This window comes from Campylobacter concisus ATCC 51562 (assembly GCF_000466745.1).
GTDB classification, from domain to species: domain Bacteria; phylum Campylobacterota; class Campylobacteria; order Campylobacterales; family Campylobacteraceae; genus Campylobacter_A; species Campylobacter_A concisus_B.
In genome coordinates, this window is record NZ_ANNI01000012.1 from 1 (window position 1) to 21,987 (window position 21,987).

Genomic DNA, 21,987 nt, shown 5'->3' on the forward strand with positions numbered 1-21,987 from the left:
ATTTTATTAAATTTGGGTTATGTAAGCTTTAAAGCATCTTTTGTTACTATTGCGTTTTCAAATTTAATTTAGGTGAACGATGTTTATAAAAGGTTTTTTTTCAAACTCAGTTGGCATTATGGTTTCAAGAATTCTTGGACTTATAAGAGACCTTTTAACAGCTTCCATCCTTGGAGCTGGCATATTTAGTGATCTTTTTTTTATCGCTTTTAAAATCCCAAATTTATTTCGCCGCATATTTGGAGAAGGTGCCTTTACACAGGCATTTTTACCAAATTTTACAAATAGCAAGAAAAAAGCGATCTTTCAAGCTGAAATTTTTATCAAATTTCTACTTTTTATAGGCGCATTAACGCTTCTTGTAAATTTATTTACGCCCTACTTTATAAAGATCATCGCAAGCGGCTTAAGCGAGCAAAATATCATAGATGCAGTGCCACTTGTGCGTATAAATTTCTACTATCTAGCCCTTGTTTATATCGTCACATTTATGGGTGCGCTACTTCAGTATAAAGGGCACTTTGCCACGACTGCGTTTTCAACTGCGCTACTAAATTTAGCCATGATCGCATCGCTACTTTTGGCTCGTGGCAAGAGCGAGAGCGTGGTCGCACTTTATCTTAGCTTTGGTGTCGTTGCAGGCGGTGTTTTGCAGGTTTTGGTGCATCTAGTTGCTATGAAATTTAACGCCTTAAATAAAATTTTCTGGGGCGGTCTAAGCGGATATTTTAAAGGCAAAAGAGCGCAAAGCAAAGGCTTTTTTATAAATTTTTATCACGGCTTACTTGGCTCAAGTGCGATGCAAATAAGCGCATTTATGGACACTTGGCTAGCTAGCTTTTTGGTAAGTGGCTCGATAAGTTACCTCTTTTATGCAAATAGAATTTTTCAGCTCCCACTTGCTATCTTTGCGATCGCGCTCTCTCAAGCACTCTTTCCAAAGATCACCAGGCTTTTAAAGCAAAAAGATGAGGCAAACGCCCTAGTTTGGACAAAAAAGAGCTTTTACCTGCTACTTTGTGCCCTGCTAGCAGCCACGATCGCAGGCGTTGTGCTAAGTGAGTTTATCATCTGGCTCTTGTTTGAGAGAGGAAATTTCGTAAGGGCAAATACTATTGAGTGCGCCAAGGTGCTAAGTGCCTATTTGGTGGGGCTTACGCCATTTGGTCTGGCTAAAATTTTCTCACTTTGGCTTTACGCAAATATGAAGCAAAAAGAGGCAGCTAAAATTTCCATCATCTGCCTTGTGATAAATTTGATCCTAGCAGTCATTTTGATGCAGAAATTTGGAGCTGCTGGCCTTGCATTTGCAAGCTCACTTGGGGGATTTTTACAGCTTATTTTATATATAAGAGCCTTTGGAGCTAAGCGATTTTTAGCTATAATCGAGCCTAAATTTATAGCCGCCATCGCTATTTTGGCGGTTTTGCTCTATTTTGGTTTAACATTTTTAAAGGATATATTTAATGCGAATTTTTGATACTTCTAAAAGAGAAAAGGTTGAGTTTAGCCCTATTAAAGATGGTGAAGTTAGCATCTACCTATGCGGTCCAACGGTCTATGACGACGCACATTTGGGGCATGCAAAGTCAGCCGTTAGCTTTGATCTTTTAAGAAGGGTTTTAAAAGCGCTTGGCTACAAGGTTAAATTTGCAAGAAACTACACTGATATTGACGATAAAATTTTAAATAAAATGGCGCAAACTGGTCAAAGCCTAGAGGAGATCACAAACAAATATATAGCGCATTATGAGAGCGACATGGGCGCTTTAAACGTGCTTGATCCAGACTTTAAACCAAAGGCTACGCAGTGCTTGGAGGCGATCATTAGCTACATCAAAGTGCTTATGGATAGGGGCGTGGCGTATAAAACCAGCGATGGAATTTACTTTGATACGAGCAAGGATAGTGGTTATTTTAGCATTAGCGGCAAGGACAATAACACCGATCTAATCGCGCGCGTGGCAAGTTTTGGCGAGAAAAGAGACGAAAAAGACTTTGTTCTTTGGAAATTTGACGAGAAATGGTATGAGAGTCCATTTGGCAAGGGTCGTCCTGGCTGGCACACCGAGTGCGTGGCGATGATAAGAGAATTTCTAAGCGATAAAGAAAATGATAAATTTGAGATCGACATCCACGCTGGCGGCATCGACCTGCTCTTTCCGCACCACGAAAATGAGGCTAGCCAGTGCAGATGCGCTTATCATAAAAATTTGAGCAAATACTGGATGCATAACGGCTTTATAAAAGTAAATAACGAAAAGATGAGCAAGAGCTTAAATAACAGCTTTTTCGTAAAGGACGCCCTAAAAAATATTCATGGCGAAGTACTTAGATATTACTTGCTTACGAGCCATTACAGGGCGCATTTTAATTATTCAGATGAAGACTTAGTGGCTTCAAAAAAGAGGCTAGATAAAATTTATCGCCTTAAAAAAAGAGTTGATGGCGTGCAAGCAGGTGCAATAAATGAGAGCTTTAAAAATGAGCTACTTGAGGCACTAAGTGATGATCTAAACGCTTCAAAAGCACTTGCAAGCGTTGATGAGTTTGTAAAAACAGCAAACGAAAGGCTTGATAATAGCCCAAAAGATAAAGTCTATAAGGCCGAAGTAGTGGCGAATTTGGAGCTTATAAGTGAAATTTTGGGCATTGCTAGCACAAATTATGTTGAGTATTTTCAGTTTGGTGTAAGCAACGAGCAAAAAGAGCAAATTAAAAGGCTTCTTGATGAGCGAGCGGTAGCTAAAAAAGAGAGAAATTTTGCAAGAGCTGATGAGATAAGAGACGAGCTAGAAAAGATGAATATCTCCATTATGGATACACCAAACGGCGTAGTTTGGGAGAAAAGCAATGACTAACTTTGGCTTAAAAGATGTACTAAAACGCTTTGGCCCATATTTTAAAGACTACATTCCACACTTCATCCTAGCCTTCATCGGCATGGGGCTTGCAAGTGGTGGAACAGCAGTCAGCGCGTATTTGGTGGAGCCAGTACTTAATAAAATTTTCGTTGAAAAAAACGAAACACTGCTTTATTTGTTACCATGTGCGATCATCGCTATTTATCTGTTAAAAAATGTTGGAACTTTTATGCAGGCCTATTTTACCGCTTATATTGGCCAAGATACGATTAGAAGATTTCGTGAAAAGATGGTCGAAAATTTACTAAATTTGGACATGAAATTTTTTAATGATTTTAGAACAGGCGAGCTAATAAGCAGAACCACGAACGACATAGAGCGCATAAGATCTATTGTTTCAAGCATTATACCAGAGCTTATTAGGGAGCTTGTAACTATCATAGGTCTGCTTTGTGTAGTCATATATCAAAGCCCTAAATTAGCCTTTTTTGCACTTGTTGTTATGCCAATAGCGATTTATCCGATCTCGCGCCTTGCTAAAAAGATGAAAAAAATCTCAAAAAAATCGCAAGAAAAGACATCTGATATCACTTCAGCCTTGAGTGAAATTTTTACAAATATCGAGATCATCAAGGCAAATAATGCCCAAAAATACGAGCACTCACGTTTCGTTGAAGAAAATAACAAATTTTTTAAGTTAAACCTTAAAACCGTAAAAATCGAGCAACTAGTAAGTCCACTAATGGAAACAATTGGCTCAATAGGCGTGGCAGCTGTCATCATAATAGGTGGCAAAGACGTCATTGACAGAAATATAAACATGGGTGCTTTCTTTTCATTTTTAACTGCGCTTTTCATGCTCTACACTCCTCTAAAACGTATCGTAAATATATACAATAAAATGCAAGATGCGATCGCTGCGAGCGAGAGGACATTTTTCTTGATGGATAAAGTAAGCGAGATAAAAGATGGCGAAAAAGTGTTAAGCGAAGAGATAAATTTGATTAAATTTAATGATGTCAGCCTAAACTACGGCGATAAAGAGGTTTTAAAAGGTATAAATTTGGAGGCTCGCAAGTCAGAATTTATAGCCCTAGTTGGTTCAAGCGGTGGCGGAAAAACATCGCTCATGAATCTACTTATGAGATTTTACGACGTAAATAGCGGAGAAATTTTAATAAATGAAACAAATTTAAAAGATATCAAAATCCATTCACTTCGCCAAAACATCGGCCTTGTAACGCAGCGTGTATATATCTTTAACGATACAATCGCTAAAAACGTGGCTTACGGCAGAGAATTTAACGAAGAAGCCGTTATAAATGCACTAAAAATGGCAAATGCTTATGAGTTTGTAAATAAACTAGATAACGGCATCAACACTATCTTAAACGAATTTGGCACAAACCTTTCAGGCGGTCAAAGACAACGCATCGCTATCGCTAGAGCGCTTTATCAAAACCCACAAATTCTTATCTTTGACGAAGCCACTTCAGCGCTTGATAACGAGAGTGAAAAAGAGATCACAAAGGCTATAAACAACCTAAGAAACAAAAAGATCATCTTTGTCATCGCTCACCGCTTAAGCACGGTTGAGAGTGCTGATAAGATCGCAGTTTTAAGTGGTGGAAAGGTCGTTGATATCGGAAGCAATGAAGAGCTTAGCAAGAGAAATGAAATTTATGCAAAACTTAAAGGCAAAGCCTTAGTTTAAGGCGATTTTTGCTAAGATTTGCACAAAATTTTAGGCATTTTAAAGAGGTTAAAATGAGCTTAAACTACGAAACTTTAAAATCTATATTTTTTAAATTTGATCCAGAAACTGCCCATAAAATCGCAGAACTTGCAATGATCGGGGCAAATAAAATTTTTCCAGGATCTTTAAGCTTTGTAGCAAATAAGTGCGTGGTCGATGACAATGCACTAAAACAAAATTTATTTTCAAGCACTTATCACAATCCAGTTGGCATAGCTGGAGGCTTTGATAAAAATGCCACAATGTTTGGAGCGCTCACGGCTCTTGGCTTTGGGTATTTAGAATTTGGCACATTTACTCCAAAACCTCAACCTGGCAACGATAAACCGAGACTTTTTAGGCTCATAGACGAAGAGAGTATCCAAAATGCGATGGGCTTTAACAACGACGGCTGTGAGGCTGTCAAAAATAGAGTCAAAAAACTTTATCCTTATACTTTACCTATCTGGGCAAACATCGGTAAAAACAAGGTCACACCAAACGAAGATGCAATAAAAGACTATGAAATTTTAGTAAGAGAATTTAGTGAAATTTGCGACACCTTTGTCATAAATGTCTCATCGCCAAACACGCCAAATTTAAGAGCACTGCAAGATGAGAGCTTCATAAAAGAACTTTTTAGCGTCATTTTGCCACTTACCAAAAAGCCGATCATCTTTAAAATCGCTCCTGATATGAGCCACGAAGATGCGATCAAGCTTTGCAGCTGCGCGGTAGAAAACGGTGCTAGTGGCGTGCTTGTTTCAAATACAAGCGTTGATTACTCGCTCTCTCACTCGTCAAATTTAAAGGATTTTGGCGGACTAAGCGGCAAGGTGATCGCTAAAAAGTCAAAAGAGATCTTTAAGGCTGTAGCAAACGAGCTTTATGGTAAGACGACGCTTATCGCATGCGGCGGCATAGATAGTGGTGCAGAGGCATATGAGCGCATAAAAATGGGAGCAAATTTAGTGCAAATTTTTACAAGCTTTATCTTTAAAGGGCCAATGATCGCAAGAGATATAAATTTAGAAATTTTAGAACTTTTAAAAAGAGATGGCTTTGCCTCTATTAGCGAAGCAGTCGGCATAGATGTTAAAAAATAAAAGGCAAAAGATTGATAAAATTTAATAAAATAAAACTAAAAAACGGACTTGAAATTTATCACGTACCAGTAAATCCTGGCTCAAAAGTGATAAGCGTCGATGTCTTTTATAAAGTTGGATCAAAAAACGAAGTGATGGGCAAAAGCGGCATCGCTCACATGTTAGAGCATCTAAATTTTAAATCAACCAAAAATTTACGAGCTGGTGAATTTGACGAAATAGTAAAAGGCTTTGGCGGCGTAAATAACGCAAGCACTGGCTTTGACTACACTCACTACTTCATAAAAGCCTCAAATGAAAATTTAGACAAAACGCTTGGTCTTTTTGCTGAGCTTATGAAAAATTTAAGCCTAAAAGACAAAGAATTTCAACCAGAGCGAGACGTTGTGCATGAAGAGCGCAGGTGGCGAACAGATAATAACCCTATGGGATACCTCTACTTTAGGCTCTACAACCACGCATTTATCTACCATCCATACCACTGGACTCCGATAGGCTTTATAAAAGATATCGAAAACTGGAATATCTCCGACATAAAAGAATTTCATGCTACTTTTTATCAGCCAAAAAATGCGATTTTGATGATAAGCGGTGACATCGGCAAGGATGAGGCATTTAAACTGGCTAAGAAAAATTTTAGTGGCATAAAAAATAAAAGGGCCATCCCAAAAACTCACTGTAAAGAACCTGAGCAAGATGGGGCTAGAAGAGCTATTATCTACAAAGATAGCCAAACACAAATGCTAGCGATCGCTTATAAGATCCCAGACTTTAGGCATGCTGATCAAGTAGGTCTAAATGCGATCAGTGAATATCTAGCCACTGGCAAAAGCTCTGTTTTACAGCAACGTCTAATCGATGAGCTAATGCTCGTAAATCAAATTTATGCTTATAATATGAGCTGCGTTGATGAAAATTTATTTATATTTTTAGCAGTTTGCAACCCAGATGTCGAAGCAAACGTGGTTGAGGCTGAAATTTTAAAGATCATAGATGATTTAAAAAATAAGCCAATCGATAAAGATGATGTTTTAAGAGTTAAGAATTTGATAAAAACTGATTTTATTTACTCATTTGAGAGTGCAAGCAAAGTTGCAAATTTATATGGCTCATATCTTGCTAGAGGCGACATAAAGCCACTTTACGAGCTTGAAAAAAATATCGATAAGATAGATGCCAAGCTTTTAAAAGAGATAGCAAATAAATATTTCAATGAAAAAACCAGCACAACAATAATATTAAAAAAGGAATAAACGTGGAAAATTCGCTTCAAGGTGCGATGACCGCACTCATTACGCCATTTAAAAATCAAAAAGTGGATGAAGTCAGTTTTGAAAAACTAATAAAAAGACAGATAAAACACGGCATAGATGTCGTTGTGCCAGTTGGAACTACCGGCGAGAGTGCAACACTAACGCATGATGAGCATAGAATTTGTATCGAAATAGCCGTAGATGCATGTAAAGGCACAAATGTAAAAGTACTAGCTGGAGCTGGCAGCAACGCGACTCACGAGGCTATTGGTATCGCTAAATTTGCTCAAGCTCATGGCGCTGATGGTATCCTTTCAGTTGCGCCTTATTACAACAAACCAACACAAGAAGGGCTTTACGAGCACTACAAAGCCATTGCAAATAGCATTGAAATTCCAGTGCTTCTTTATAATGTTCCAGGTAGAGTTGGAGTGGATATCTTGCCAGCGACCGTTTTTAGACTTTTTAAAGAGTGCAAAAATATCTACGGCATCAAAGAGGCTACAGGTAGCATAGATAGATGCGTAGATTTGTTAGCTCACGAGCCAAATTTAGTAGTCATTAGCGGCGAAGATGCGATCAACTATCCTATCATATCAAATGGCGGCAAGGGCGTCATCTCAGTTACTGCAAACCTCTTACCAGATCAAATTTCACAGCTTACGCACCTTGCGATGAACGAAGAGTACAAAAAAGCAAAACTAATAAATGACAATCTATATACGATAAATAAAACACTCTTTTGCGAAAGCAATCCGATACCGATCAAAGCAGCGATGTATCTAGCTGGACTCATCGACTCTTTAGAGTACCGCTTGCCACTTTGCAAACCAAGTAAAGAAAATTTTAAAAAGATAGAAGAAGTAATAAAAAATTACGAAATAAAGGGTTTTTAATGAAGGACACACTAAACGAATTTAAAGGTAAAACGCTAGTTATCAGTGGCGGCACTAGAGGTATCGGTAGAGCCATAGTTGAAGAATTTGCAAAAGCTGGCGTAAATATAGCATTTACCTACAACTCAAACGAAGAGCTTGCAAAAGAACAAGCAAAAGAGCTTGAGACTACTTACAAGATAAAAGCAAGAGCTTACGCACTAAATATCCTTGAGCCAGAGACTTATAAAGAGCTATTTTTAAAGATAGACGAGGATTTTGACAGGATTGATTTTTTCATATCAAATGCTATCATCTCAGGTCGAGCAGTAGCTGGCGGATACACTAAATTTATGAAGCTAAAACCAAGAGGCATAAACAATATCTTTACAGCAACAGTAAATGCCTTTGTCGTAGGCACTCAAGAAGCTGCAAAACGCATGGAAAAAGTGGGTGGTGGTAGTATCATCAGCCTATCATCGACTGGAAATTTAGTATATATCGAAAACTACGCAGGTCATGGCACAGCAAAAGCAGCCGTTGAAGCCATGGCAAGATACGCTGCGACCGAGCTTGGCGAGAAAAATATCCGTGTAAACGTCGTAAGTGGCGGCCCTATCGAGACAGATGCACTAAGAGCCTTTACCAACTACGAAGAGGTGCGCGATATGACAGCAAAGCTTAGCCCGCTAAACCGCATGGGACAGCCGACTGATCTAGCCGGAGCATGTCTATTTTTATGCTCATCTAAGGCTAGCTGGGTGACAGGACATACATTTATAATAGATGGCGGCACGACTTTTAAATGAGAAAATTGAAATTTTAAGCATAAAGGCATATTTGTGAGTTTAAATTTACCAAACGCATTGGCATTTTTTAGGATACTGCTGGCTCCGCTTATGTTTTTTATGCTTGTAAATGCGCCAGGAATTTTTACGCAAATTCACATAAGTTGGATAAACTACTTCGCAGCTCTTATTTTTGTGATCGCCTCGGTGACTGACTTTTTTGACGGCTACATCGCCAGAAGCTGGGATCAAAAGACCAAGCTTGGAGCGATCCTTGACCCACTAGCTGATAAGATGCTAATTCTTGCTGCATTTTTGGGGCTTATGATGCTTAGTAGAGCGAGTGCTTGGGCTGTTTATCTCATCTTGGTAAGGGAATTTTTTATAACTGGCTTTCGTGTAGTGATGGCAAGTGACGGCGTAGAGGTTGCGGCCTCGATGGCTGGCAAAGTAAAAACAGTCTCGCAGATGTTTGCTGTTGGATTTTTACTGATGAGCTGGCCTGGTGGCGAGCTTTTGCTCTGGATCGCTGTTGCGCTTACACTTTATTCTGGGTTTGAGTATATTTTTGCCTATGTAAAGGCGATGAAAAAGAGTTAAAATTTCTTTCACTCATAAGACCCAAAGTTTTTACTTGAAAAAATTTATATAAATAATAAAAACTTCATTTTCAAAATAAGCAAAATTAAGTTAAAAATTTCTCCTAGCTAAGAGAAATTTTTAGCCAAACGTCGTTTGAGAGTAAATTTATAAATTTTGGCTAAAATCTCATCAATTTTTCAAAAAAAGGTAAGTTTTGAAAGGCATTCTCTTCACGTTAGCCCTACTTTGTCTTGGGCTTTATGCGTATTCATTTTATTTTTTAGTGACCGTTTTAGCCATTAGTTTTCTCATATTTTTTCACGAGCTTGGCCACTTTTTGGCAGCAAGATCGCTTGGCGTAAAGGTAAACACCTTTAGTATCGGCTTTGGGGAGAAAATTTATACCAAAAACATTGGTGGCACCGACTACTGCCTAAGCGCGATCCCACTTGGTGGATACGTACAGCTAAAAGGTCAAGACGACACCGACCCAAAAGCCAAAAACTACGACTGTGATAGCTATAACGTGCTAAGCCCTATAAAGCGAATTTACATCCTCTTTGCTGGGCCATTTTTTAACTTTATCTTGGCGTTTTTTATATACATTTTGCTTGGATCTATCGGAGTTGAAAGACTTGCGCCAAGTGTAGGCCATATAGCTGAAGGCTCGGCAGCTGCAAGCGCTGGACTAGCTAAAAATGATAAAATTTTAGCAATAAATGGCGTAAAGATAAACGAGTGGGATGAGATCAGTAAAAATGTAAAGCTTGAGCCAAGCACCATTTTGATAGATCGCAACGGCTCGCAAATGACTATAAATTTAACACCAAAGATAGGCGAGACGATAAATCTATTTAATGAAAAGGTACAGCGCCCATTGATCGGGATCTCTCCAAATGGCGAAGTGGTAAAAATTTATCATACAGGCTTTGGTAGCCTAAAATTTGCTTACGATGAAACTCTAGAAGCATCAAAACTAATCTTTAAAAGCTTTACCAAACTAGTAAGTGGAACTGTATCACTAAAAGAGGTCGGTGGTATCGTGCAGATCGCTGATGTCACTTCAAAAGCTGCAAAAATAAGTCTTGGCGTACTTTTGACGATCGTCGCTTTAATCTCAGTAAATTTAGGCGTTTTAAATTTATTCCCCATCCCAGCGCTTGACGGCGGACACATACTTTTTAACTTATATGAGCTAATTTTTAGACGCGAGGTAAATGAGCGAGTGCTTGTTACGCTTACCTACTGCGGCTGGGCGCTACTGCTTGGTATAATGATGCTTGCAACCTTTAATGACATTATAAGATTAAGCGGAGGTTTATGATGATAGTTTTAAAAGAGCTGTTAGAAAAGATAGAAAATTTAAGCAAAGATGTGACACTAATCGCCGTTAGTAAAAATGTCACAAGCGCTGAAGTAAGAGAGCTTTACGCACAAGGGCAAAGAAATTTTGGTGAAAATAGAGTCCAAGAGCTAGCCAAAAAAAAGCTAGAACTGCAAAATTTTACTGATATAAAATGGCATATGATCGGCCGCTTGCAAAATAACAAAATAAATCAAATGGTAAGCCTAAAGCCCACACTTTGGCAAAGCTGCGATAGCTTTGAAAGAGCTGTAGAGGTCGATAAAAGGCTTAGCTACAAGCTAAATACCTTGCTTCAAATAAACTCGGCTAATGAAGATACAAAGCAAGGCGTAAGCGTAGCAAATGCGGCAGAAATTTATGAGCGTATCCAAAGCGAGTGCAAAAATATCAATCTAAAAGGTGTGATGAGTATCGGAGCGCATGTGGATGAGACAAAAGAGATTCAAAAGAGCTTTGAACTAACTTATAAAATTTTTGATAGCCTAAAGCCAAAAGGTGCAACTATCTGCTCAATGGGCATGAGTAGTGACTTCGAGCTAGCGATAAAATGTGGCTCAAATATGATCCGCCTTGGCACTATGCTTTATCTATAAATTTATCGCTTTTGCCTGATTTGCCACTATTGCTGGAGTTTAGTAAATTTCTAGCCAAAAAGACTTAGGCAAAAATTAAAATTTAATATTTAGCGTCAGCCAAAACTAGAGCAAAAAGTACTTTTACGCCAGCTTTTTCTAGAGTATTTCTAGCCTCAAGTATTGTAGTGCCAGTGGTTACAATGTCATCTACTAAAATAACTGGCGCAGTGATCTTTTTTAGGATTTTAAAATTTCTTGGGTTATTTTGTCTAAATTGCAAATCCTTACCACTATAGCTGATCTTGCTTGTTGCATGCAGTGCATGAAATATGGGCTTTAGATTTTTAGCCTTTAGCGCATTTGCCAAAATAGCCGTATGCGAATAGCCGTGATGTACTCTATCATCTATCGGCAGAGCATAGACTTTCTCCGGTAAGCTAAAGCTTTTAGCAAATTTATTAAATACAAATTTGGCTAAGTTTTTATATATAAAATATCCGTGCATTTGGTGCTTGGAGTGGATGAGTTCTTTTATTTCAGAGTAGCCGTAAAAGCTATAAATTTTAAAGCCCTCTAGTTCTCTTACTATCGGGCTTGGCTCGCTTAAAATTTGTGAGCAAATTTTACAAAATGTATTTAGCGTAAAGCTCTTGCAAAACGCACAAAACATTAGCTATTTAAAATAGCAATTGCTGTGCGTTTGATGGCATCATTTATGATCTCAGTTAAAAATGATTTAAATGCTCCACCTGTGCGAATCAACTCAAATTTGGTTTGATTATTTGAAATATTTTTAACGATGCTTTGATCGCCTTTTTGGATCTTAAGTGTAATCTTAATATTACCTTTTGTATTATCAGTGCCGTATCCACTCATATTTGCTTCAAACTCGTTGATAAAAATTTCAACTACAACGCCACCCATGCCATTTACATTTGCACCGCGCGCCATAAGCTCTTTTTTGAGCGAATCACTAAAATAAGTAGCAAGATCGTTTTGAAGCACGACATATTCTTTTACGGTACCTTTGCTATCAGTGATCGTAGCAATGGTACTTTTATTTTTACGGTTGTCATGCACCGCGCTTATATAGGTCTCAAAGCCACTATTTTGCTGGCTCACAACAGCCTTATATGGATCAAATGCGACAACACTTTGACTTGGTGCACAACCAGTTAAAAACAAAACAAAAAGTCCAAAAATAGCTAAAAATTTAAATTTATTCATCGTTTTTCCTTTTAAAGTTTAGTGATCTCATCGGCTACTTTTATCGCAGCTTGTTTAACTAAAAGTGCGATAAAAAAGTCAAACTGACCAGACTCTGAAGCCTCTAGCTTCTCCACATGGTGCCTAGTCGAGATAGGTAACGTTTTTTTGAAATTTATATTTGAAAGAATAAGAAGCCCATTTAGATGTCCATTTAAAATTTCTGAACTTCCCGAGTAGCTTCCTCTAAGTTCGTCAAATCTAAAATCAAGCCTATATGTGTAAGGCGATGTTTGAGTATCGACAACCACGATTCCGCGAGAATTTAACTCACGTTGCAAAAACATGTAAAAAAGCACTTCAAGGCGTGGATTTGAGTTAAAAACTGCAGTATTTCCTTCAACACCTGTGTAATATATCGATCTAGCGCTACTTCTAGCATCGACGATCCTGTGGAAATAAACCTTTTTTAATCCAACATTAGTATCGATCATATTTTTTTCCAAGCAGCAATTTATTGCTACATCACTTTTGTATTTAACACCATTTATAAAAAGACCATCGCCCCTGCCTTTACAAGCGCTGCAGTCAGCTGGGATCCTCATAACCTCTTCAAAATACATCTTATCTTCGCTGTTTATGCTCGCACTTTGCACGCCATCTATTCCCTCACATGAGAGGCAAAGGCTGGCTTTTGCCACACAGCCAGTTAGAAAGACAGCTGCAAAAACTGCTAATAATGTCGCTCTTAGCATTTCACTTCCTTTTGCTCTTTTTGTTTTTTGCGGAGATTTTTCACGCTCTCACCTGCGATGCCATAGTTATTCGTATCGATCTCATCGATAATGACAACGGTATTTTGAGCGCTTCTACCTAAAATTTCGCTTATTAGCTTTGTAACTCCGCTTATCATCTTCTCTTTTTGCTCCACACTTGGGCTATCACCCTCTTTTGTCACACAAATTTTCACAAATGGCATAATGCTCCTTTTTTGCAAATTTAGTATTTAAAATTTAATCAAAAACAAAAAGCGGCAGTATCGCCACCTCATAACAAGGCGAGATATTTTGTGATGATTTTGAAAGCTGTGACGTGAAATTTTGGTGCGGATAGAACATGCGGTTCATCAAGCCAAAATTTCACTAACTCTTTCAAAAGGGCACAAAAGATAAGCCTCTAGTCTATTTTTAAGACCGAAAGGAACGCCTCTTGCGGCAAATTCACCTTGCCTATCGCCTTCATCCTCTTCTTACCCTCTTTTTGCTTTTCAAGCAACTTTCTCTTACGCGTTATATCGCCGCCGTAGCACTTGGCTGTGACGTTTTTACCCATTGATTTTACGGTTTCTCGGGCGATTATTTTGTTGCCGATGCTCGCTTGTATCGCCACTTCAAAAAGCTGACGAGGCACGATCTCTTTCATCGCTTTTACAAAGTCTCTGCCTTTTGTCTGCGCCTTGCTCTCAGGCACGATGATAGAGAGCGCATCGACCGTTTCACCAGCCACTTTGACATCAAGCTTTACTAGATCGCCCACGCGGTAGTCGCTAGGCTCATAATCAAAGCTTGCGTAGCCTTTTGTGCTTGATTTTAGCTTGTCGTAAAAGTCCATAACAATCTCGTTCATCGGTATATCATACTCAAGCAAAACACGATCAGTCGTAATGTAGTCCATCTTTGTTTGTATGCCACGACGGTTGTTTAAAAGCGTGATGATGTTGCCCAAAAACTCGCTTGGCGTGATGATAGTCGCTTTCACATATGGCTCAAGGATCGAGTCTATTTTATTTACTGGTGGCAGCTGGCTTGGGTTTTGTATCTTTAAATTTAGCCCATCAGTTTGGATGACTTCGTAAGTCACGGTCGGCGCTGTGGCGATGAGATCAAGATCAAATTCACGCTCTAGCCTCTCTTTAACTACTTCCATATGAAGCAGCCCTAAAAAGCCAACCCTAAAGCCAAATCCAAGTGCAACCGAAGTCTCTGGCTCATAGCTAATGGAGCTGTCATTTAGCTTTAGCTTATCCAGCGCGTCACGTAGATCTTCAAATTTATCAGTTTCTATCGGATAAAGTCCCGCAAAAACAAATGGCTTAGCTCTCTCAAAACCACCAACTGGCTCTTTTAGAGGATTTCTTGACTGCGTTATCGTATCGCCCACCTGGACGTCACTAACATTTTTAAGTCCCAAAACCACAATGCCAACTTCGCCAGCGCTAAGCGTTTTGGTCTTAATCGGCGCGATAGGATTTGGATACATGAGGTCAAGCACGATGTGTTTTTTACCTGTGCCCATAACCAAAATTTCATCATTTTTTGAAATTTCACCATCATAAACACGCACAAGTGCAAGCGCGCCAAGGTAGTTGTCAAACCAACTATCATAAATTAGCGCCTTTGTGGGCTTATTTGCGTCACCATTTGGCGCAGGGATCCTCGTGATGATAGCCTCAAGTAGCTCTTTTATACCAATGCCTGTTTTTGCGCTCACTTCGATTGCTCCAGAGCAATCAAGTCCGATGATGTGCTCGATCTCGTCTTTTACCCTAGCAGGGTCAGCCACTGGTAGGTCGATCTTGTTGATGACTGGGATGATCTCTAAGTTGTTTTCTAGCGCGATATAGACGTTTGCGATAGTCTGCGCTTCTACGCCCTGAGAAGCGTCTACGACTAGCAGCGCGCCCTCACAACTGGCTAAAGAGCGGCTCACTTCGTAGCTAAAATCCACGTGGCCCGGAGTGTCGATCAAATTTAGGACGAATTTTTCTCCATTTAGCGAGTAGTTTAAGCGAACGGACTGGGCTTTTATCGTGATGCCACGCTCTTTTTCGATATCCATCGTATCCATGATCTGACTACTCATCTCACGGTCACTGACGGCGCCACACTCCTGAATAAGGCGGTCAGCAAGCGTACTTTTGCCGTGGTCGATATGAGCGATGATGCTAAAATTTCTGATGTTTTTCATATAAGTTTTACTTTTTACTAAATTTTGGGCTTTATTTTGCCTAAAGTTGATTTAAAATTTGCATAATCTAATTTTAAACATTAAGTAAAAAGTAGTTAAAATCACAACTTTAAAAATAAAATAATGAAGGTTAAAAATGGCAATCCAAAGTGTAGAACCAAATGTGGCATATATGATAAATTCAGAGCTCAAATCATATAAACTTGATATCAAAATGGAACAAGAGAGCTTAAATAGCGAGATAGATAATGCCTTACAAGAATATGCTTCTAAGGGAGGTGGCAAAGGTGGCAACAAACCTGATGCTAAACTACTCTTGCAAGATAAGAGCTTAAATTTTTATCCTGTATTGATTGAATACAAAGGCTATGAAGATAAGCTAGAAAAACTAGACGCCGACGGCAATGTAGAAAATCGCACCGCCAAAAATGAACCAAATTTTAAAAATATAAAAGAATACGCTGTAAATGGAGCGATCCACTATGCAAATGCTCTGCTTCACCATACAAGCTATACTGACATCATCGCCATTGGCGTCACTGGTTTTAAAGACAACAAAGGCAAACTCCAAATAAAAATCGGAGTCTATTATGTTTCAAAGTCAAATTTAGGTATAGGTCAAAAAGTTGGCGACTTTAGCGACCTTTCATTTTTAAAAGGATCAAATTTTGATGAATTTGCAAAAAGCCTAAAAGATATAAATTTATCACACGATGAGCTTGAAAAGATAAAACAAAAGCGCGAAAAAGAGATCGATACAAGCCTAGTAAAGCTAAATAATGATATTTATAATAACGAAAAAGGACTTGGCGAAAACGACCGCGTCTATCTAGTCGCAGCCTCTATCATCGCTACTCTTGGCATACCTGGCAGGGTCGCTCCACTAGAAAAATCGCAACTAAAATCATCGCCCGAGCAAGGCAACACTGATGGCGAAATTTTAACGAGAAAGATAAAAGCTTTTCTAGAGTGCAAAAATATTCCAACAGATAAAAAAGAGCTCATTCTTCGCACACTCTCAAACACGATTTTAGCCGAAAATATAAACAAAATTTCAGATGGACAAACACAACTTAAAAGAGTATTTTGCAAAATAGTTGATGATTTGGGAATTTATTACAAAATCGGGCTCACCACTGATTTTACTGGCAAGCTATTTAACGAAATGTATTCATGGCTTGGTTTTTCGCAAGATAAATTAAACGACGTTGTTCTTACTCCCTCATATATTGCTACGCTTTTAGTGCGCCTTGCACGGGTAAATAAAGATAGCTATGTTTGGGACTTTGCCACAGGCTCAGCTGGACTTTTAGTAGCCGCTATGAATGAGATGATGAAAGACGCCAAAGCTACTATAAATTCACCTCAAGAACTCAAACAAAAAGAGCTAAAGATAAAAGCAGAACAACTTTTAGGACTTGAAATTCTTCCATCTATTTATATGCTAGCAGTTTTAAATATGATAATGATGGGTGACGGAAGCTCTAATATCTTAAACAAAGATAGTTTAAGTGATTTTAATGGTGAATATGGCTTTGGAGATATTAAAGAGAAATTTCCCGCAACCGCTTTTGTGCTAAATCCGCCATATTCTGCGCCTGGAAATGGCATGGTCTTTGTAGAAACTGCTTTAAATATGATGAGTAAAGGCTACGCCGCCATAATCATACAAAACTCAGCTGGTAGCGGAAGAGCACGTGAATTTAATAAAAAAATTTTAAAGCACAACACCCTTGTCGCGAGTATTAAAATGCCTACTAATCTTTTCGTCGGCAAATCAAGCGTGCAAACAAATATCTACGTCTTTAAAGTAGGCGAAAAGCACGAAAAAGATGAAATGGTGAAATTTATTGACTTTTCAAACGACGGCTACGCAAGGTCAAATCGCAAAAAAGCGAGTAATAATTTAAAAATCGCCGACCGCGCACACGAACGCTACGATGAGCTGGTAAATTTGGTGCGTTTTGGCGCAAGTAAGCTTGAAATTTTCACGCAAAACGAATATTACGAAGCAACGATTGATCCGAACAATGGCGCTGACTGGAATAAATCTCGTCCAGTCGATACTATGCCGACGCTAGCGGATTTTAAAAAGAGCGTAAGCGATTATCTAAGCTGGGAAGTATCGCAAATTTTAAAAAAGGATAGTCCCAAGCAAAGAGTAATTTCGAGAAATTTAGAGAATTTGGAGCGTGAATTCAGGTCAAACGGCGGGGAATTTAGGGAATATAAAGTCACAAATTTATTCAATTACAGCAGAGGAACAAGACTAATCAAAAGCAATAGGCAAGACGGAAAATATCCGCTCGTAACAGCAGGAGAATTTAATCAAGGCGTAAAGGGTTTTATAGAACCAAATACGCAAAAAATTTATAACAATGCAATCACAATTGATATGTTTTGTAATGCTTTTGTGCATTTAGATGATTTTTGTTGCGATGATAATATCTTAGTTTTGCAAAGCAAAAATCCAATAAACCATAAAGCCTTATTCTATATAGCAACCGTGATGAACATGGATAAGTATAAATTCGGATATGGGAAGCAATACAGAATGAATAGCTTAGAAGCCCACAAAATCCTTTTGCCGACGCTAGGCGGCGAGATAAATTTTTCCTTTATGGAAAAATTTATCGAAGAACTCGAGCGCGAACGCATCGAAGAACTCGACGCGTATTTACGCGCCACTGGACTTAAAAATTATGAATTAACTGATACCGAAAAATCCGCCCTTGCTAAATTTGACGAATTTAGCCGACGGGGGGGGTAGCAAAGGAATTTAAAATCGGCGATTTGTTTGAAGTTGTCTCAAACCCACAACTTAATAAAGATAGCTTCCAATTTAGTGACGATGGCGAATATCCGTATTTTACACGAACGGTTTTAAATAACGGCATAACAGGATATGTTGATTATTTAGATGAAAAACATAAAATTAAGGGCAATTCACTAGCTGTTGGGATGCTCGGAATGCAATTTTTCTATATGGAAAAAGATTTTTACGCAGGTCAATTTACGAAAACAATTTATCCGAAATTTGATAATTTTAATAAAGACATAGCTCAATATTTTATATGTTGGCTTAATAAAAAACAAAATTTTTATCAAAGTCACTTAGTCCGTGACTTTGAAAGATTATTTAATGAGACAAAAATTTTACTTCCAATAAGTGAAGATGGTAAGATTAACTACAAATTTATAAAAGATTTCATAAAAGCCATCGAAAAACTGGTTATAAAAGACATCGTGCTTTGGGCTGATAAAAAAATAGAAGTAACCAAAAAAGTTATCGATAAAGCCTAAATTAGTGATGATGCCCGCAGTGATCATCTTCATCATTTAACTCGCAGATGAGATCGTCCTTGTGTCCAAGGCTCTCGCTCTCAAATTGAAGCGTGACATGATCGATGTCTGCGTGAGAAAGCTCGTGCTCGATCTGCTTTATCATCTTTGAAATTTCAGCCACGCTTAGCGCATCATCCACCACCACGTGGGCTATGAGCGCGTTTGTGCCAGCATTTATCGCCCAGATATGCAGGTCATGCACGATTTTAACGCCATCTACGCCATTTATAACACCTAAAATTTCATCCGTATCAAGCTTAAGCGGCACGGCTTCGATCAGGATATTAAAGCTATCTTTTAGTAAGCTAACGCCGCTTTTTATGATGAGTAGCGAGACAAAGATACTTGCGATGCTATCGGCCTGCGTGAAGTTAAATTTCATCACAAGAAGTGCCGCGACGATGGCACCAACCGAGCCAAGCGTGTCGCCAAGTACGTGCAAATATGCGCCTTTCATGTTTAAATTCTCTTTTGTATCAGCGCTTTTATGCATATAAATAGCCACGACTAAATTTACCACAAGCCCCAAAATACTAACAAAAAGCATCGTTTCAGCCTCTATCTCTGGCTCGTTAAAAAGCCTGATGATAGCTTCGACTACGACAAAGATAGCAAGCGCGATAAGAGCGATGGCGTTTATGAAAGCGGCGATGATCTCGACCCTTTTGTAACCAAAGGTCTTTTGTAAATTTGCCCTTTTTTCTGAAATTTTAAACGCCATGAGCGACAAAAAGAGAGCTGCAGCGTCTGAGAGCATGTGAAATGCGTCGCTAACGAGCGCAAGCGAGTTTGAAACAAAGCCAAAAACGGCCTCAACTATCATAAACGTGAAAATTAGAAAAAATGAATTTCTAAGAACGCTCTTATTGTGCATCATTGTCCTTCTTTTGGGCGTCGATCCTCTTACCTATATCTTTTAAATTTGAAAATTCCTCGATGAGCTTTGGCGAGTCGTCAAGGCTGATGACGAAATTCCATATATAAGTCATCACAGAGTAGATGTGGCCGGCATTTGTCTGCTGCGAGCTGAGCACTATTATCGCCACCAAAAAGAGCAGCGAAGCGCTAATACCGATGATAAAATAGCTCATCGCCTCCCTGTTTGAGATCGCTATACGAAATTTAGAAACGACGTCGTAGTGCCTATTTAGCGTGCTTTTATTAAAAACACCTATCACCTTTGCCTCTTTTTCTAGGCGGTCATTTAAGCGAAGATAAAGGTCGTCATTTTTCTTAATATATCTTGGCAAAAATATAAGAAAAACGATCATCACGGCAAAGCACGCCACAGCGACCTTTGGCTCGACAAAGATGAGCATAAACGCTGAGCCGATGATCGAAATAACCAATGTAAAAAACATAGGAAAATGCGTCTCAAAGAAATTTACAAACTCTCGCGAGAGCGCTACTCTGGCGATAATGGCGGAGTCGTCTTTGGCATTTTGTTTTTCATTCATGATGACGTTTACAGCAAGCTTTGCGTAGATATTTGCAAAAACTTGCGTATCCACGCGGCGCCTAATGGCTCCTACAAGCCACGCTATGAGCACAAAAAGTGCGTAAATGAGGGCATTTAACGTATTTCCTTGCATGATTGCGTTTATCGCAAAGCCCGCAAATATCGGATAAGCAAGAAAAAGTCCGTTCTCTGCTAACACCAAAGCAAAGGTCAAAATGAGATTTTTATTGTGCTCGGTCGCTATGCTCTTTAGCGTTTTAAAGGCGTTATTTTGCAAATTTAATCCTAAAATTTTCGCGAATTCTAGCCAAAATTTATAAATTTTGAAAAATTTTTGTTGTAACTATTGACATTACAACAAAAAATTATTATACTTCACTCATCAGTTGTAAATAAAAATATTACAACAAAAAATAAGGAGAACAAAATGAAAAATTTTCAGGTTGCAAAGATCGCAAACGAGCCAAGAGTCGAGCTAAAAGAGGCTTTAAATTTAAGCGGCTGTGAGGTATCTATAAACGAGCTTCCAGCAAATGTGAGCGTGCCATTTGTCCATGCACATAAGCAAAACGAGGAGCTTTACATCATCCTAGAGGGTGAGGGTGAGCTTTTCATCGACGGTGAGGTGCTAAAAGTAAGCAAAGGAGATGCGGTGCGCATAGATCCAGAGGGCAAAAGGTGCTTTAAAGCTGGCAAAAACGGCATCAAAATGATCTGTATCCAGACAAAACGCGGTAGCCTAGAGCAATACACAATGAGTGACGGTGTGATAGTTGATGACGTAAAGCCAAGCTGGTTGTAAAATAAAAAACAAATTTTAAAGGAGAAATAATAAAAATAGCAATCATCGGAGCAAACGGCAAAAGCGGTACAAATTTGGTAAACGAGGCTCTAAAACAAGGACATGACGTAACGGCAATCATTAGAGACAAAGAGTATAAAAATGGGGGCGTAAAGGTTATTTATAAAGATATCTTTGAGCTTACAAAGACTGATCTGGCTGGCTTTGACGCAGTGATCAGTGCATTTGCAGCGTGGACGCCAGATACCTTTGCGCTTCACAAAAAAGTGGCTACTCACCTTATAAATTTACTAGAAGGCACTAGTACAAGGCTCATCGTAGTTGGCGGCGCTGGTACGTTATTTGTTGATAGCAAAGACACTTGCTAATGGATACACCAGACTTCCCAGCTGCATATATGGGTGTGGCAAAGGCGACTGCGGAGTCTTATTTTGAGCTAAAAGATAGGAGCGATTTACTTTGGACATACGTAAGCCCAGCAGGCGACTACGACGCAAATGGTGCTCGTACTGGTAAATACGTGCTTGGTGGAGATAATCTCATCTTAAACTCAAAAAATGAGAGCTATATAAGCTATGCGGACCTTGCGCTTGCAATCATAGACGAGCTAAAAAATAAAAAATTTATACAAAAACGCTTCACAGCAGTTGGCGAGCGAGCATAAAAATTATAAATTTGACATAGCTGGCACAAAAAGTCGGCTTGTCAAATCTAAACTGAAAATAAACTGCTTTTAGTAAAAATTTAAAGTATAATCAGAAAAAAATTTCAAGGACAGTTATGCAAGTAGGGATCAAGTTTTCAACCGCGATCCATGTAGTTTTAGCAGCTTGTTTTTTCAAAGGCGAGAAAGTCACGAGCGAATTTATAGCAGGTAGTATAAACACAAATCCTGTCATAGTTAGGCGTCTGCTTGGCACTCTAAAGGCTGCAGGACTCGTGAATGTCGTAGCTGGAGTTGGTGGTGTGAGTCTTGCGAAAGAGCCAAAAGATATAACCCTCCTTCAAATTTTTAACGCAGTAAACGATAAAGAAAAACTTTTCAAGATCCACTCTGACTCACC

Annotated in this window: 22 protein-coding genes and 1 pseudogene; 16 read left to right on the plus strand and 7 right to left on the minus strand. The window is 38.8% G+C overall.

Annotation, left to right across the window (positions count from 1 at the left end; all coding sequences use genetic code 11):
* The first annotated feature begins 79 nt into the window (after positions 1 to 79).
* The 10 genes from murJ to ATCC51562_RS09185 all read left to right on the plus strand — a co-directional run bounded on the left by murJ (position 80) and on the right by ATCC51562_RS09185 (position 11,162).
* Positions 80 to 1,480, plus strand: coding sequence for a murein biosynthesis integral membrane protein MurJ (murJ, locus tag ATCC51562_RS09140; RefSeq protein ID WP_021091949.1), 1,401 nt, complete (start codon positions 80 to 82; stop codon positions 1,478 to 1,480).
* Positions 1,467 to 2,861 (plus strand): cysteine--tRNA ligase, encoded by a 1,395-nt coding sequence (gene cysS, locus ATCC51562_RS09145; RefSeq protein ID WP_021091940.1) that lies wholly within the window; start codon positions 1,467 to 1,469, stop codon positions 2,859 to 2,861. The genes murJ and cysS overlap by 14 nt, the downstream gene beginning before the upstream one ends.
* Positions 2,854 to 4,578: an ABC transporter ATP-binding protein gene (locus ATCC51562_RS09150; protein ID WP_021091945.1), complete on the plus strand. Its 1,725-nt coding sequence runs from the start codon at positions 2,854 to 2,856 to the stop codon at positions 4,576 to 4,578. Before cysS ends, ATCC51562_RS09150 begins: the two co-directional genes overlap by 8 nt.
* A gap of 53 nt (positions 4,579 to 4,631) precedes the next feature.
* Complete coding sequence (locus ATCC51562_RS09155) at positions 4,632 to 5,705, plus strand: quinone-dependent dihydroorotate dehydrogenase (protein WP_035167706.1); 1,074 nt, start codon at positions 4,632 to 4,634, stop codon at positions 5,703 to 5,705.
* An 11-nt stretch (positions 5,706 to 5,716) separates the two neighbouring features.
* Positions 5,717 to 6,958: a M16 family metallopeptidase gene (locus ATCC51562_RS09160; protein ID WP_021091956.1), complete on the plus strand. Its 1,242-nt coding sequence runs from the start codon at positions 5,717 to 5,719 to the stop codon at positions 6,956 to 6,958.
* 26 nt (positions 6,959 to 6,984) lie between these two features.
* The gene (gene dapA / locus ATCC51562_RS09165; protein WP_035167707.1) at positions 6,985 to 7,854 is read left to right on the plus strand and encodes a 4-hydroxy-tetrahydrodipicolinate synthase; all 870 of its coding nucleotides are present in this window, start codon (positions 6,985 to 6,987) and stop codon (positions 7,852 to 7,854) included.
* Positions 7,854 to 8,642, plus strand: coding sequence for an enoyl-ACP reductase (locus ATCC51562_RS09170; protein WP_021091937.1), 789 nt, complete (start codon positions 7,854 to 7,856; stop codon positions 8,640 to 8,642). The genes dapA and ATCC51562_RS09170 overlap by 1 nt, the downstream gene beginning before the upstream one ends.
* Before the next feature lie 33 nt (positions 8,643 to 8,675).
* Positions 8,676 to 9,221, plus strand: coding sequence for a CDP-diacylglycerol--glycerol-3-phosphate 3-phosphatidyltransferase (gene pgsA, locus ATCC51562_RS09175; RefSeq protein WP_021091951.1), 546 nt, complete (start codon positions 8,676 to 8,678; stop codon positions 9,219 to 9,221).
* A gap of 196 nt (positions 9,222 to 9,417) precedes the next feature.
* Positions 9,418 to 10,527, plus strand: coding sequence for an RIP metalloprotease RseP (gene rseP, locus ATCC51562_RS09180; RefSeq protein WP_021091941.1), 1,110 nt, complete (start codon positions 9,418 to 9,420; stop codon positions 10,525 to 10,527).
* A complete protein-coding gene (locus ATCC51562_RS09185) occupies positions 10,524 to 11,162 on the plus strand; it encodes a YggS family pyridoxal phosphate-dependent enzyme (RefSeq protein WP_021091943.1) in 639 nt (212 codons plus the stop codon). Before rseP ends, ATCC51562_RS09185 begins: the two co-directional genes overlap by 4 nt.
* Positions 11,163 to 11,244: 82 nt before the next feature.
* Here ATCC51562_RS09185 and ATCC51562_RS09190 read toward each other — a convergent pair whose 3' ends face one another.
* The 5 genes from ATCC51562_RS09190 to lepA all read right to left on the minus strand — a co-directional run bounded on the left by ATCC51562_RS09190 (position 11,245) and on the right by lepA (position 15,317).
* Positions 11,245 to 11,814, minus strand: a complete 570-nt coding sequence (locus ATCC51562_RS09190; protein ID WP_021091948.1) for a ComF family protein — start codon at positions 11,812 to 11,814, stop codon at positions 11,245 to 11,247.
* Entirely contained in the window at positions 11,814 to 12,371 is a 558-nt protein-coding gene (locus ATCC51562_RS09195; RefSeq protein WP_021091946.1) for a YajG family lipoprotein, read from the minus strand. The genes ATCC51562_RS09190 and ATCC51562_RS09195 overlap by 1 nt, the downstream gene beginning before the upstream one ends.
* A gap of 11 nt (positions 12,372 to 12,382) precedes the next feature.
* Complete coding sequence (locus tag ATCC51562_RS09200) at positions 12,383 to 13,105, minus strand: hypothetical protein (RefSeq protein ID WP_021091953.1); 723 nt, start codon at positions 13,103 to 13,105, stop codon at positions 12,383 to 12,385.
* Positions 13,099 to 13,329: a 2-hydroxymuconate tautomerase family protein gene (locus ATCC51562_RS09205; RefSeq protein WP_009294206.1), complete on the minus strand. Its 231-nt coding sequence runs from the start codon at positions 13,327 to 13,329 to the stop codon at positions 13,099 to 13,101. The genes ATCC51562_RS09200 and ATCC51562_RS09205 overlap by 7 nt, the downstream gene beginning before the upstream one ends.
* Positions 13,330 to 13,526: 197 nt before the next feature.
* A complete protein-coding gene (gene lepA / locus ATCC51562_RS09210) occupies positions 13,527 to 15,317 on the minus strand; it encodes a translation elongation factor 4 (protein ID WP_021091942.1) in 1,791 nt (596 codons plus the stop codon).
* 136 nt (positions 15,318 to 15,453) lie between these two features.
* Here lepA and ATCC51562_RS09875 point away from each other — a divergent pair.
* Positions 15,454 to 17,475 (plus strand): annotated as a pseudogene (locus tag ATCC51562_RS09875) (HsdM family class I SAM-dependent methyltransferase); the annotation flags it as partial.
* A gap of 635 nt (positions 17,476 to 18,110) precedes the next feature.
* Positions 18,111 to 18,620 carry a restriction endonuclease subunit S gene (locus ATCC51562_RS09880; RefSeq protein WP_021091952.1) on the plus strand — a complete coding sequence of 170 codons (510 nt, stop codon included), beginning with the start codon at positions 18,111 to 18,113 and terminating at the stop codon, positions 18,618 to 18,620.
* A 1-nt stretch (position 18,621) separates the two neighbouring features.
* On the opposite strand, the gene ATCC51562_RS09225 is transcribed toward ATCC51562_RS09880, so the two are convergent.
* Both ATCC51562_RS09225 and ATCC51562_RS09230 read right to left on the minus strand, forming a co-directional pair.
* Positions 18,622 to 19,536, minus strand: a complete 915-nt coding sequence (locus ATCC51562_RS09225) for a cation diffusion facilitator family transporter (RefSeq protein ID WP_021091939.1) — start codon at positions 19,534 to 19,536, stop codon at positions 18,622 to 18,624.
* Complete coding sequence (locus ATCC51562_RS09230; RefSeq protein WP_021091957.1) at positions 19,526 to 20,398, minus strand: ABC transporter six-transmembrane domain-containing protein; 873 nt, start codon at positions 20,396 to 20,398, stop codon at positions 19,526 to 19,528. Before ATCC51562_RS09230 ends, ATCC51562_RS09225 begins: the two co-directional genes overlap by 11 nt.
* A 150-nt stretch (positions 20,399 to 20,548) precedes the next feature.
* On the opposite strand from ATCC51562_RS09230, the gene ATCC51562_RS09235 reads away from it, so the two are divergent.
* The 4 genes from ATCC51562_RS09235 to ATCC51562_RS09245 form a co-directional block, all read left to right on the plus strand.
* Positions 20,549 to 20,923 carry a cupin domain-containing protein gene (locus tag ATCC51562_RS09235; RefSeq protein ID WP_021091938.1) on the plus strand — a complete coding sequence of 125 codons (375 nt, stop codon included), beginning with the start codon at positions 20,549 to 20,551 and terminating at the stop codon, positions 20,921 to 20,923.
* 74 nt (positions 20,924 to 20,997) lie between these two features.
* Positions 20,998 to 21,291: an NAD(P)H-binding protein gene (locus tag ATCC51562_RS09885; RefSeq protein ID WP_235044205.1), complete on the plus strand. Its 294-nt coding sequence runs from the start codon at positions 20,998 to 21,000 to the stop codon at positions 21,289 to 21,291.
* The gene (locus tag ATCC51562_RS09890) at positions 21,291 to 21,587 is read left to right on the plus strand and encodes an NAD(P)-dependent oxidoreductase (protein ID WP_235044206.1); all 297 of its coding nucleotides are present in this window, start codon (positions 21,291 to 21,293) and stop codon (positions 21,585 to 21,587) included. The genes ATCC51562_RS09885 and ATCC51562_RS09890 overlap by 1 nt, the downstream gene beginning before the upstream one ends.
* Before the next feature lie 116 nt (positions 21,588 to 21,703).
* Positions 21,704 to 21,987, plus strand: a 284-nt coding sequence (locus ATCC51562_RS09245) for an Rrf2 family transcriptional regulator (RefSeq protein WP_035167705.1), incomplete at its 3' end; no start/stop codon positions are given.

Coding starts and splice junctions, on each gene's coding strand:
- ATCC51562_RS09225 (WP_021091939.1), bottom strand. CDS start 19,536: ATGCACAATAAGAGCGTTCTTAGAAATTCATTTTTTCTAATTTTCACG.
- dapA (WP_035167707.1), top strand. CDS start 6,985: ATGACCGCACTCATTACGCCATTTAAAAATCAAAAAGTGGATGAAGTC.
- ATCC51562_RS09170 (WP_021091937.1), top strand. CDS start 7,854: ATGAAGGACACACTAAACGAATTTAAAGGTAAAACGCTAGTTATCAGT.
- cysS (WP_021091940.1), top strand. CDS start 1,467: ATGCGAATTTTTGATACTTCTAAAAGAGAAAAGGTTGAGTTTAGCCCT.
- ATCC51562_RS09155 (WP_035167706.1), top strand. CDS start 4,632: ATGAGCTTAAACTACGAAACTTTAAAATCTATATTTTTTAAATTTGAT.
- ATCC51562_RS09150 (WP_021091945.1), top strand. CDS start 2,854: ATGACTAACTTTGGCTTAAAAGATGTACTAAAACGCTTTGGCCCATAT.
- ATCC51562_RS09190 (WP_021091948.1), bottom strand. CDS start 11,814: ATGTTTTGTGCGTTTTGCAAGAGCTTTACGCTAAATACATTTTGTAAA.
- ATCC51562_RS09235 (WP_021091938.1), top strand. CDS start 20,549: ATGAAAAATTTTCAGGTTGCAAAGATCGCAAACGAGCCAAGAGTCGAG.
- lepA (WP_021091942.1), bottom strand. CDS start 15,317: ATGAAAAACATCAGAAATTTTAGCATCATCGCTCATATCGACCACGGC.
- ATCC51562_RS09890 (WP_235044206.1), top strand. CDS start 21,291: ATGGATACACCAGACTTCCCAGCTGCATATATGGGTGTGGCAAAGGCG.
- ATCC51562_RS09185 (WP_021091943.1), top strand. CDS start 10,524: ATGATGATAGTTTTAAAAGAGCTGTTAGAAAAGATAGAAAATTTAAGC.
- murJ (WP_021091949.1), top strand. CDS start 80: ATGTTTATAAAAGGTTTTTTTTCAAACTCAGTTGGCATTATGGTTTCA.
- ATCC51562_RS09195 (WP_021091946.1), bottom strand. CDS start 12,371: ATGAATAAATTTAAATTTTTAGCTATTTTTGGACTTTTTGTTTTGTTT.
- ATCC51562_RS09200 (WP_021091953.1), bottom strand. CDS start 13,105: ATGCTAAGAGCGACATTATTAGCAGTTTTTGCAGCTGTCTTTCTAACT.
- ATCC51562_RS09205 (WP_009294206.1), bottom strand. CDS start 13,329: ATGCCATTTGTGAAAATTTGTGTGACAAAAGAGGGTGATAGCCCAAGT.